The sequence below is a fragment of the Flavobacterium sp. HJSW_4 genome (assembly GCF_042436695.1).
In the GTDB taxonomy this organism is placed as follows: domain Bacteria; phylum Bacteroidota; class Bacteroidia; order Flavobacteriales; family Flavobacteriaceae; genus Flavobacterium.
Map to the genome: position 1 here is coordinate 94,762 of NZ_JBHNPP010000004.1, position 13,122 is coordinate 107,883.

Below are 13,122 nucleotides of genomic sequence, written 5' to 3' on the forward strand. Positions count from 1 at the left end.
AATAAACATGACATTTACGATACAACCCGTTTTAAGAAAAATTCTGTTTTTCTTAGCCCTACTCATATCTGGATTTAAAGGATTTTCTCAGAATAAACTTATTACAATTCACGTAAAAAACAAACCTATAAGCCTAATTATCAAATCTATTGAAGAGCAAAGTGATTTTAGAATCATTTATAATGCAAAAAAAATAGATACGGATCAGTTGGCCGATTTAGATGTTAATGATGCCACTTTAGAAGTTGCTTTGAAGAAGCTATTAAAAGGCACAGAGATCTCCTACTACATTCAGAAAAAGCAAGTTTTATTGACCAATGCTGCTCCTGTTGACAGATCTAAATCTGCTGTTCCCGAAACGGAACGCGTTATTAAAGGAACGGTTTACAGCGCAAAAGATAGACAGCCACTACCTGGTGCAACTATTCGTGTAAACGGAACTGGAATGGGCGCGATAACGGATGCAAACGGAAAATTTGCTTATGAACTAAAAGGCGATAATATTAAAGACCAAATTCTTGAAGTTGCCTATTTAGGAATGGAATCGCAATCGCAAACCGCTGGCTACAAAAAAGATTTTGTCTTTTATCTTCAAGAAGTTACAGACGAATTGGATCAGGTTGTAATTACATCTTCATATGGAACTACAAAACTAAAAGAAGAAATTGTTGGAAGTATTTCGACTTTACAAGCTAAAGATATTGCTGTAGAACAGGCTTCTGAAAGTTTTGATAAAATGATTACAGGACAAATTGCTGGAGTTATGGTTGAAAATACTTCTGGCGTTGGAGGTCCAGTAAAAATCAATATTCGTGGTCAGGGTACTTTATCTTCTTTGAGTGGTGCTATTACAGGAACTTCGTCTCAACCGCTTATTATTGTTGATGGTGTTGTAATGAGTGAAGAATTTGCTATAGATGGTGGTGATTTTGACGGAGCTGGAGTTTATGCTGAAAATTTAGCCAATCCGTTAATGAAAATTGCGCCTGAAAATATCGAAACTATTTCTGTTTTAAAAGATGCAGCAGCCGTAGGTATTTATGGTGCTGACGGAGCAAATGGAGTAATTTTGATTACTACTAAAAAAGGAAAAAAAGGAAAGACACAATTTGGTTTTTCTAATCAATTAGGGGTTTCTTCTGCCATTAATCAAATTAAATATTTGAATGGAGAGCAATATACCGAATTGAGAAATGAATACATGAAAAACACTACCGCAACTTATGTCCCTATTTCTTATAACGGAATAAACACAGACTGGTTTGATATATTGAACAGAGCGGGAATTTATAATAAATACAATTTTAATGTTTCGGGTTCTACTTCTAAATTCTCTTACCGCACCAATGTTAGTTATACTAAAATTGATGAGCCTCAGGTTGGTAATGAAACTAAGCAATTGAACGCTGGAATTAATTTAGGCTACAGCTCTGGAAAATTGGACATTAACTTAATGCTTAACCCAAGTTTTGTACAAAAAGATGCCCCTAATATTTTTTATGGCTTCGCTTATGTTCCGACACTAGCAGTTTATAATGCAGATGGTTCGTATGCCGATTTGGGTGTAACGGGTACAACCAGAGGAAATCCTTTGGCAGCGATTGAACAGAACAAAAACGAAACACAGACTTTTGGTCTTTTGGGAAGTTTAAATTTATCTTATAAACTAAATGATAATATTAAATTCTCTACTCTTTTTGGTATGGATTATACCGATAAAGAGCAAGATCGCTATTTTTCTGCGGCAAATGAAAGTGGTCAATATGGCGGAACTTTTGTGTTGGATAATATTACCTATCCGGCTTGGGGGCGTCGTGTTATAAATCAGCGAAATTCTACTAAATGGAATTGGCAAGGTCAAGCTTTATTTAACAAAAAACTTAATGAAAGCAATGAAATTGACGGTATCGTTGGTTTTGAATTGGCTGAGGATAAAACAGATTTTAATTTTAAATCTGGTGTAGGTTTCTTAGAGCCTGAACATATTAATAATGTTACTGATGCGATAAGAGACGATAATCCTGATACGGTTGTAGACGAATCTAAAAACGGACAGAGTTACAGAAGTGAAATCAGCTACAATTCGAGAGTTTCTTTATTCTCGCAAATAAATTACAACTACAAAAAACGTTACTTTTTATTGGCAAATTACCGTCGTGATCAAAGTTCTGTTTTTGGAGATGATACTGATGTGGCTCACAATGGTGGTTTAGGTGCTGGATGGATTATTAGTAATGAAAACTTTTTAAGTTCTAATTCTTGGATCGACTTCTTAAAGTTAAAAGCAAGTTACGGTTCTACAGGAAACTCTAAAATTGGTTCATACAGATCGAAAGGTATTTACAATATCAGCCAAAACGGTTACAATGGCTCTATTGGCGCAACAACTGGTGAAACACCTAATGGTCGATTAAGCTGGGAAAAAAATACAAAATTCAATGCTGGATTCGATTTTAATGTTTTCAAAAGAATCGAACTAACATTAGAATATTATTATGATGATAAAAGCAATTTAATTGCTACCAGAGATATTCCTACAGAAAATGGGTATAATTCTGTACAATTAAATGCTGCAAGTATGTACAATAAAGGTTTTGAACTTACTACAAGAATTAAATGGGTAAAAAGCAATGCTTTTAAATGGACTACTGCATTTAATATCGCTACAGTAGACAATAAAGTGACTGAATTAAAAGGTTTAGGAAGCGATTATTCTCAGGCAAATCTTGCATTGGCACAAAAAATTGGCTACAGTACTTCAACTTTATGGGGAGTAAAATGGGTTGGTGTAGATCCTGCAACAGGAAGAGATCTGATTCAAAAAAATGGTCAGGTTTATGATGCTAAAACGTACAACGATCTATTCACCATTGCAGACTGGGAACCAATTGGAGATAAACAAGCAGATGCTTATGGAGGTTTTTATAACACCTTTACTTTTTACAATAATCTTACTTTATCTATTAGAGGAGATTATCAAATTGGAGGTGAATTCTTAGCATCAAATCTTCTTATTGACCAATATAACAATACCTCAAATCGAAATTTATCTGTAAATGCATACGATTATTGGAGAAATCCAGGAGATAACGTTACACAATCTGCTGTAACACTTTCTCCAATTTTACCTAACTTAAGCAAATATGTTTATGATGCGACTTATATCAGAATCAGTAATATTAATTTGAGTTACAACGTACCACTGAAGAATACTTTCTTAGACTCACTTTCTGTATTTGCAGATGCTACAAATGTGGCGTATTGGTACAAAGAGAAAAGTCCGAAAGGAATGAACGGAATACGAGAGTATAGTTATATCTATCCACAGGCAAGAACAATTTCGTTAGGAGTTAATGCTAAATTTTAAGAACATGAAATATTCAAAATACCTATTTATATTTTTTCTACTATTTTCATTACAGAGCTGTAGTGACTTTTTAGAACAAGAACCAGGAACAAAGACTTCTATCGATGAGCTTTTGCAAAACAAAAAAGGCGTCTTGCAAGCACTTACGGGACTTTACACAGAAGTTGACGCTAATGTAAGACCAGAATACTATGCCGTTTATGCTGATTTACAGGGTGGCAATTTAAAATATGGTCCTACTGCAACAGGAGGTAATAAAGGGCAAATTTCGCCATCATCAAATCTTACAATGGTTTATTCTTTTGATGATTCGGCTGCAGATAGTGATTTCGATATGTTTTATGACAGCAGTTATGATATCATAAATCAGGCAAATCTAATTCTAGAATATACTCCTGCCCTAACCGATGCTACAGATGCAGAGAAAAACCAAATAAAAGCAGAAGCATTATCTATAAGAGCATATACACATTTTCTCTTGTCTCTTGTTTACAGTCAGAATTATAGTTACACTCCAGATGCATCGCATTTAGGAATTGTGTACAGCACAGAATCTATAAAATCTGGCGTAAAATATCCGATAAGAAAAACTGCTGCAGAAACGTATTCTTTAATTATTGCAGACTTAAAAAACGCTATAGATAGTTATTCAGATACCTCATTGCTACCTGGAGCGGCTTATACTTATTTTAGCAGAAAAAGTGCCCAAGCGCTACTGGCAAGAGTTTATCTTCAAAAAGGAGATTGGGCAAATGCTTACGAAACAGCAAATGATGTGATTACCACTTCTGGAGTTACGCTAACTAGCAAAGAAACTTTAGTTTCAGAATGGGAAAAAGCAGATCTTCCTGTTTCAGAAATTTTGCTTGAATTTGCTAATCCAAAAGACACAGAAGGAAATGTTTCGTCATCTATGGCACAGACTTTTGGTTATACTAACGAAACCAACTTTCAAAAATATGTGGCTTCAAATGATTTAATAAATCTATATGAAAGCGCCGATTTAAGAAAACAATTGTTCTTAACAAAATCACTTTACACCTTAGTGGGTGGCGTACAGATGAATCTTGATTACAACTTTACCAAAAAATTTCAAGACAATGCAGGTTATGTAGCTTTTAGACTTAGCGAAATGTACTTAATTCGTGCGGAAGCAGCCTTAGAAACCAACAGAGCAGATTTAGCAATGGCAGATATTAATACCATTCGTGCTCGTGCCAACGCTTCTTTATTAACCAACACAACCAATCTTAAAGAAAATATCTTTTTAGAAAGAAGAAAAGAATTATGCTTCGAAGGCTTTTTATTCTTTGATATTGCCAGAAACCATAAAGATGTTTCTAGAAATGATGGCTGTATCGCTACAGTTTGCAGTCTTACTTATCCTTCGTTAAAATACGTACTGCCAATACCAAAAGACAACATTAATCTTAACCCAAAATTGCAGCAAAATGACTCGTATTAAGATATTCAGCATATTATTTATAGCATTATTATATATTTCTTGTTCAAAAGATGATTATAAATTAGGTTCTGAAATAGAGCCGCATTTGCGATTTAATTTTTTAGTAAAAGCCGACAATGCACCTTTAGAATATCCAGCTATAAATGGAAATTTAGTTCCACAATCTACTTATGAAAACAAAGCAGTAAGAACATTAAAAGTTCCTGTAGCTTTAACAACACGCAATTTAAAAGGAACGGTTACGGCCAATTTTAGTGCTGAAACAAATGGTGCAAGCGATAGTTTTAGTGTAAAACCTATTAATCAGCTTTCATTCCAAGGCAGTAAATTGACGGATACTATTTTTGTGTCATTCGACAAAAGATGGACTGCAAGCCAAAATATTACACTAAAATTAGAAACCGTTTCTAATCCTGACATTCATATTGGAAACCTAAATTCGGCATACCCTAATGATACATTCAAGATTGATTTAGGAACAATTGCAACCAATTATACCTTTCCCGTAACAAAATACAATGTAAAAGGTGAAATAGGCGAAACAATTGATTTTAAGGTATATTACCCAAATGGATTTTTCCCTGAAGAAATCGAAAATGCTACTATTTTTAAATTCCAAAACGGATTCGAATATTCCTTAACTCATGATGATTATGGTGATAACAGAACTTCTGTAAATTATCATTTAACTCTTTTGGAAGATCTACAAAATGACGATGCTCAATTCGAATCTAAATTAACGTTAATCAACATTCCAAATTATACTGCCACAGGAAATATTAACTTAACTATCACAAAACCAATAAAAACGCCAAGAGATGTTCAGGCATATCCAGCTTCAAAATTCTCTGATCCGACAAATGCATTTTATCTGACATACGGAGAACATTGGTTTAATAATAATGGCACGTGTTCTTGGCAGACTTTCAACGCTTTAACTTTCCCAGTTATCGTTACTAAAGATGATCCTAATGCCATATTATACAGCGATAGAGGAACTACAAATCCTAACGACGATATTTATCACGATGCTTTCAAAATTGGATTTAACGTAGCAAGCGGTACCAATACGGTAAACTCTTTTGGTTTAAAAAGATGGTTTTCTAACGAAAATAATTCTGCTTCAATATCACCTGGATTTAATATTACGTCTGCTTTAGAATTTTTCCCTGCAAACGGAAACAGCAAAACTGAAGGAACCGTTTTAGTAATTCCGCAGGACATAACTATTGGAACTACCGGAACTGCAGCTGTACCATCAAGATCACATGTTATTGCTATTTCAGGTGAAGGAACCTACAAAGAAATCAGCAATGGTTTATATGAAATTTCATTTGAATTAAAACTAACAAATGACGCACTGTTTGGAGGAACAGTTTCGACACAATATAGAATGTACAACAACAGAACGTATCCAAAACCGGCGGCTTTAAGTATTCCGTGTCCGAAGGAGGTTACGCTTTAAGTATTCAGTCGCAGTCGCGGTTGACAGTCACAACTAGCTTTGTCAAAGTTTAAAACTTTGACAAAGCTTTTGGAGGCTAAAAAGGTTTCAAGTTTCAGGTTTCACGTTCTCGGATAACTTGAAACCTGAAACCTGAAACTTCAAAACAAAATCAAGAAAAAAAACAAAAACAAAAAGAATTGAAAAAACTAATCATCCCAATCTTATTCCTGCTGAGCTTAACGGCTTACAAAAGTATGGAAGGTCCTGACTACATCGATATTCAGGAATTAAGAAAACTCTATTCCAGCGGAGATACCTCAAAATGGCCTGCTGCGGAATTAAACGAAAACGTCGATAAAACTAAATTTCAAGATATTGGTGTGCTTCCTGCGGTTCCTTATCCTGCTTATAATCCGTATTCGAAAGAAAAAGAAAGTTTGGGAAAGGTTTTGTTTTTTGATCCGAGATTATCTCGCAGCGGACAAATTGCCTGCGCTTCTTGCCACAATCCTGAATTGGGATGGACAGATAATCTAACGCGTTCTTTTGGCCACGATCGCCAGACGGGAAAACGAAATTCAATGACAATTCTAAATTCGGCGTATGCCACTTCCCTATTTTGGGATGGCCGTGCTTCAAGCTTAGAAGATCAGGCGCAATTTCCTGTTCAAGATCCTTTAGAAATGAATGAAAAACTGACGATTGCCGTTGATAAAATTGCGAAAATCAAAGGATACAATTCGTTATTTACAGAAGCTTTTGGAGATAAAAAAGTGACTTTAGAGCGAATTCAGTACGCGATTGCCACTTTCGAAAGATCAATTAATAGTCCGAAAAGTAAATTTGATCAGTTTGTAAGCGGAAAATCAGATATTTATACCGATCAGCAAGTTAAAGGAATGCATTTGTTTAGAACGAAAGCGCAATGCATCAATTGCCATAATACTCCTTACTTCAGCGACAATCAATTTCATAATGACGGACAAACTTTATTCGGAACAAAAAATGAAGATTTCGGACGTTATAATGTGACGAAAGATGTAAAAGATATCGGTAAATTTAGAACGCCAACACTTCGCGAAGTCGTAAACACAAAACCGTGGATGCATCACGGACATTTCCCAACTTTATTGGATGTTGTAGAATTGTATAATTTAGGAAATCCGTCTCCAGTTCAAAAGAAATATCTGGGAACAGCAAGAGATTCTTTGATTCCAAAAGTTGACCCAATGCTTAGAAAATTAGATTTAAGCAAAGAAGAAATTGCTGATTTGCTAGCTTTTATCGAAACTTTAAGCACGCCAACAAGAAGAATTATGACACCGGAAATGCCGAAATAAATTAGTTAATTATTTGCTTTTGCCCCAAAATCTGCAAATTTGTTAAGCCCATTTCTTTTTTTGAAATGGGCTTTTTTGTTAAAAGAAACTAAGGCTAGATTCAAAGCTTTTTTATGCAATACATCCATCTGTACGGAAAAACTTAGAATCCCAGAACCTTAGCATCCTAAATTTCCTTATATTTAACGAGAAAAATTTTAAAATAGCCCCATTTAAAAACTTAATCAAAACAACGTTATGGCCTCTCTTAAAACTTGGAAAGAAAAACCGACAGAACAAGAAGTTCAGAATTTAGTAGAAGAATTTTTCGCTTATTTAAAGAAAGGCGAATTGGATAATGCAAAAAATATAGTAGATCACGTTTATGATGATTGGGAAGAATCTATCCATGTCATTTGGCGCGATCATTACTTGATTCATGAAATTGCCGAAGATGAATCTTTTGAAGGAAGAGAATGGATCAACAATTTAGAATGGACACAGAATTTAGGCATTCTAGATGATTTTATTTGGTACGAAGAAAAAGGCAATTCAAGATATTTTGATGTGAGCGTAACTTATATGGAAGAACCTTCTGGATTTGCTGCACAATTTTATCTGGTAAAAAATGATGATCATTATGTTGTAAAAAGAGGATTAATAGACATGGCTTAATGTCTGTTTATTAGCAATATAAAATCCGTATCATGTATTTGATACGGATTTTTTTTATTCCTATGTAAAATTAAAATCGTAAATTACTATAATTCCATCGATGCATAAAATAACGCTATGTTCCCAATAACACTAGCATTTTTTAAATTTGTTTATCACTCAAAAGAAGCTTTTCTTTTATAAAAAACTACAGTTATGAGAATAGATCAAATAGAAATCAAAACAAACGATATTCAAAAAACAAAAGCATTTTATCAGAACATTTTCGGACTTTTCATTCTGGAAAATGATTCGAAATCGATAACATTTCAGGCAGGAACTTCCATTTTAAAATTTGTCGAAGACTCTAACTTTAATTCTATATATCATTTTGCTTTTAATATTCCTGAAAATCAGCTTGAAGAAGCTATTGAATGGTGCAAAGGCAAAGTGGAATTAATTGTTTTAGAAGACAAAAGCGTCGTTACTAATTTCGAAAATTGGAATGCGCATTCTATTTATTTCTTTGATCACAACGGAAATTTACTCGAATTCATTGCCCGACATGATCTTAATAATGAGCAAGTTGGCGAATTCAACTCTGCTTCTATTTTAAGCATAAGCGAAATCGGAATTGTTACTGAAAATCCGTTACAATTAGGAAATCAATTAATTGAAGAACACGGACTTCATTTCTTTTCTCAAAACACAAATACAGATAAATTCTCTGCCATTGGCGATCATGAAGGCTTATTAATTCTGGTTCAGCCGACTAGAAATTGGTATCCAACTCAGATTCCTTCTGAAAGTAATCCGGTAAAAATATCGTTGGAAAACAATGAAAATCTGATTGAACTGGATTTTTAAATCATTTTATATCAGACAGATAAAAATATAATTTGTATTTTCATTCTGTCAAAAAAGTTCTGAAAATGATTTTAAAATGCTTAAAACGATATGCGTTTGTCTTCTTTTTATTTGTTTTTTATACTTCTAAAGGACAAAACAATCTTGCTTACGAAGCTTTAATTGCTGAAGCTTCGTTATTACATCTTCAAAAAGAGTTCAAAAATGCGATTCCAAAATTAGAAAAGGCGTTTTCAATACAACAACCTGATGCTTTAAATGCTTATAAAATGGCCGGAATGTATTCGCTTGACGAAAATAAAACAAAAGCATTTCTGTATTTAAATTTGTCGCTAGAGAAAGGATGGACTGAAGCAGACCAATTATTCATAGATCCTTATTTTGATTTTGTTCGAAATAATTATTCCGAAGAATGGAAATTAGTAGCACAAAAAGCAAGTTTAAAGGAAAAAGAATACGAAAAGACATTGCAACTTCCTGAACTTAGAAAGCAAATTATTGTAATGGGAATTGAAGATCAGAAAATTAGATATTCTAAAATTCAGACTTCAGCTCCAGCTCAATTAAACGAATTACAGCAGAAGATTAACGAATTGGATTTTAAAAATCTTTCGACAGCAAAAGTAATTTTGAAAAATCACGGCTGGCCGAAAATTTCTCAAGTAGGAAAAGATGGCGCACATAATTTCTGGCTCATTGTACAGCATTCTGATCAAGATATTCTGTTTCAGAAAAAAGCTTTGCATGAAATGGAAAAATTAAAAGGCACAAAAGAACTTGATCTGGAAAATTATGCATTTTTGTATGATCGAGTTCAATGCAATTTGAATTACAAACAACTTTACGGAACGCAAGTAAATTGGACACAAAATGGTGAAGCTTCAGGTTTTAGAGGAATTATAAAAGAGAATGAAACCGATAAAAGACGAACCGCTTTAGGACTTCTTCCTTTAAATATTTATGCGCTAAATTATGGTTTTAAATATACGCTTCCAACTGCGACAGATGCTTCAAAAAAGGATAAAAAAGACACAGAAGACACCTTAAATCTTATCGCTAACGCTAAGAAATATTATAAAACAAAAGAATTTCAGAATGTCTACGAAAATTATAATAATGCTTCTATGATTTTGGGAGGAATGACAAGCGCACAAAACTTTGAAGCGGCAGAACTTTTCGCTAAAATTTATAATCAAACAAATGAAGAGCAATATCGAAGCATTTCTTTAGATTTTTTAAGTTTAAACCATCTTAGAGGCGATTTAAACTTTAAAAAACTTTTATCCAATACAGAATTTCAAAACTTCTATTCTGAAAATAGATGGAAAGATATGGTGAGTGAAGTTCAATAAAATTGTACTTTTAGCTGAGATTTAAAATTGAATAAAAATGCCTTTCGTAAGAATCAGTTTGCCTAAAAAACTTTCGCTAGAAACTAAAAATAATATTTCAGAAGCTGTCCATCAATCTTTAATTGAAGAATTTCATATTCCTTCAGATGACTATTTTCATGTTATTGAAGAATTAGAATCGCATCAGATAAAATATCCTAAAAGTTATTTGGGAATTTCGCATTCTGAAGAAATAATTTATGTGCAAATAACTGCAGGACAAGGAAGAAAATTAGAGCAAAAGAAAAAATTGTATCAGCAAATAGCATCAAAAATTAGCACCTCAACAGAAATTACAATCAATAACGTCATCATCGTTTTACTTGAAAATAATGGTCTGGAAAACTGGTCTTTTGGCAACGGCGAAATTCAGGAACCAGAACATTTGAAGAAATTACTCTAAATAAGAAAAGCCCAATTCACAATAAATGAATTGGGCTTTTTTATATATTTTAAAATACTAATTTAAAACTTCATTCTCTGAATCCTCACAGCGTTCAAAATTGCCAAAAGTGCCACGCCAACATCAGCAAAAACGGCTTCCCACATTGTCGCGAGTCCGCCTGCGCCAAGAATTAAAACAAAAGCTTTTACAACGAAAGCCAATATAATATTCTGCCAAACAATCTTTTTAGTTTGTTTTCCGATGTTAATTGCCATTGCAATTTTACTTGGTTTATCGTCCTGAATTACAATATCGGCTGTTTCAATTGTAGCATCACTGCCTAAACCTCCCATTGCAATTCCGACTGTACTTAAAGCAATTACAGGCGCATCATTTACACCATCGCCAACAAAGGCAATCGTTTCGTTTTTGGCTTTTATTTCGTTGACTTTATTGACCTTATCTTCTGGAAGCAAATCGCCAAAAGATTTTGTGATTCCGAGTTTATCAGCAACAAACTGAACAACATTCGATTTATCACCGCTTAGCATAGTCAGTTTTACACCTAAAGATTTTAGTTTAGAAACGGTTTCTTTCGCATCTTCCTTAATTTCATCAGCAATTGTCAAATAACCTGCAAACTTACCTCCGTAAGCGATTGCAATTGTGGTGTAAACTATTGTAGACGGATCTATATCATACGAAATATTGAATTTATCCAACAATTTAAAATTACCTACATACAGTTCTTTTTCATTGTGAGTAGCTTTTAATCCATGTCCCGAAATTTCTTCAATGTCTTTCAATTCTACCGAAGAATCAATTGTTCCAACATGATTATGGATTGCCGTTGCCACAGGATGCGAACTTTTGTTTTCTAAAACATTGACCAGTTTTAAAATTTCGTCTTTATCAAATTCAGGTTTTATAATGACTTCCTGAACTTTAAAAACACCTTCTGTCATCGTTCCTGTTTTATCAACTACAACATTTTGAATCGTCGAAATACTGTCTAAGAAATTACTTCCTTTAAACAGGATTCCGTTTTTACTCGCTGCGCCAATTCCGCCAAAATAACCCAACGGAATACTGATAACCAACGCACAAGGACAAGAAATAACTAGAAAAACTAAAGCTCGATAAAGCCAATCAGTAAAAACATAATTGTCTACAAAAAGCATCGGAATCAAACAGATTGCAATTGCCAAATACACCACAATTGGCGTATAGATTTTAGCAAACTTTCTGATAAACAATTCAGCAGGCGCTTTTTTGGCAGTGGCATTTTGAACCAATTCCAGAATTTTAGACAATTTACTGTCGCTGTAAGCTGTTGTAACTTTTACTTCAATAATAGCATTTCCGTTTATCATTCCGGCTAAAACAGGGTCGCCTTTCTTTTTAGTCGCTGGTTTACTTTCGCCTGTTAAAGCAGCGGTATTTACAAATGCAGAATCTGATAATAATTCTCCATCCAAACCTAATTTCTCTCCTGCTTTTAGCTGAATTATGGCTCCAATTTGAACGTCTTTAGCTTTGACTTTTACGGCAACATTGTTTTCTAAAATATGAACCTCATCGGGACGTTGATCCAAAAGTTTTTTAATACTCGTTTTGGCTCTGTTAACTGCCATTCCTTGGAAAGTTTCTCCAATTGTATAAAATAGCATAACAGCAACACCTTCAGGATATTCACCAATAGCAAACGCACCAATTGTCGCTATGCACATTAGGAAAAACTCTGAAAAAACATCTCCTTTTACAATACTTTCGTAAGCTTCTCGCAAAACCGGAATTCCAACGGGAAGATATGCAATTGCGTACCAAATAATTCTAATATATCCTGTAAACCATTCTTGCAGAAAATAGTTATCAAAACCAATTCCGATAAGCAGTAAAACAAACGATATTATTGATGGTAGAAATAGTTTAAAAAGCCCTCCTTCTACATTGTGTTCGTGGTCGTGCCCTCCGTGATCATGCCCGTCATTATCAGAATGTGCAGGCTCGTCATGTGAGCAACAGCAGGAAGGTTTGGCTTTATTTTTTGTACTTTTTACTTCTTTATCTTGATGTATCATTGTAGAGTTTCAAGTTTAATCCCGATAGCTATCGGGACAGGTTTAAAGTCTTCTAAAACTTTGTTTAAAATATGTCCTAAATTTAAGCAATTTGTATCGTTTTTTTGCCACAAAGACGCGAAGACACTAAGTTTTTTTTGTTAATT

Annotated in this window: 9 protein-coding genes; 8 read left to right on the plus strand and 1 reads right to left on the minus strand. The window is 33.9% G+C overall.

Going from position 1 to position 13,122, the window contains the following annotated elements:
• Positions 1-7 precede the first annotated feature (7 nt).
• The 8 genes from ACE01P_RS05105 (at position 8) to ACE01P_RS05140 (ending at position 10,913) form a co-directional block, all read left to right on the plus strand.
• Positions 8-3,367 (plus strand): SusC/RagA family TonB-linked outer membrane protein, encoded by a 3,360-nt coding sequence (locus ACE01P_RS05105; protein ID WP_379694971.1) that lies wholly within the window; start codon positions 8-10, stop codon positions 3,365-3,367.
• Positions 3,368-3,371: 4 nt separating this feature from the next.
• A complete protein-coding gene (locus tag ACE01P_RS05110; protein WP_379694973.1) occupies positions 3,372-4,832 on the plus strand; it encodes a RagB/SusD family nutrient uptake outer membrane protein in 1,461 nt (486 codons plus the stop codon).
• A complete protein-coding gene (locus ACE01P_RS05115) occupies positions 4,819-6,297 on the plus strand; it encodes a hypothetical protein (protein WP_379694975.1) in 1,479 nt (492 codons plus the stop codon). The genes ACE01P_RS05110 and ACE01P_RS05115 overlap by 14 nt, the downstream gene beginning before the upstream one ends.
• Positions 6,298-6,476: 179 nt before the next feature.
• The gene (locus ACE01P_RS05120; RefSeq protein WP_379694977.1) at positions 6,477-7,619 is read left to right on the plus strand and encodes a cytochrome-c peroxidase; all 1,143 of its coding nucleotides are present in this window, start codon (positions 6,477-6,479) and stop codon (positions 7,617-7,619) included.
• Between the two features lie 237 nt (positions 7,620-7,856).
• Positions 7,857-8,273: a hypothetical protein gene (locus ACE01P_RS05125; protein WP_379694979.1), complete on the plus strand. Its 417-nt coding sequence runs from the start codon at positions 7,857-7,859 to the stop codon at positions 8,271-8,273.
• Between the two features lie 195 nt (positions 8,274-8,468).
• The gene (locus ACE01P_RS05130) at positions 8,469-9,119 is read left to right on the plus strand and encodes a VOC family protein (protein ID WP_379694981.1); all 651 of its coding nucleotides are present in this window, start codon (positions 8,469-8,471) and stop codon (positions 9,117-9,119) included.
• Positions 9,120-9,184: 65 nt separating this feature from the next.
• Positions 9,185-10,471: a DUF6624 domain-containing protein gene (locus ACE01P_RS05135; RefSeq protein WP_379694983.1), complete on the plus strand. Its 1,287-nt coding sequence runs from the start codon at positions 9,185-9,187 to the stop codon at positions 10,469-10,471.
• A 37-nt stretch (positions 10,472-10,508) separates the two neighbouring features.
• Positions 10,509-10,913: a tautomerase family protein gene (locus tag ACE01P_RS05140; RefSeq protein WP_379694985.1), complete on the plus strand. Its 405-nt coding sequence runs from the start codon at positions 10,509-10,511 to the stop codon at positions 10,911-10,913.
• A 62-nt stretch (positions 10,914-10,975) separates the two neighbouring features.
• Here ACE01P_RS05140 and ACE01P_RS05145 read toward each other — a convergent pair whose 3' ends face one another.
• Complete coding sequence (locus ACE01P_RS05145) at positions 10,976-12,976, minus strand: heavy metal translocating P-type ATPase (protein WP_379694987.1); 2,001 nt, start codon at positions 12,974-12,976, stop codon at positions 10,976-10,978.
• Positions 12,977-13,122: the final 146 nt, after the last annotated feature.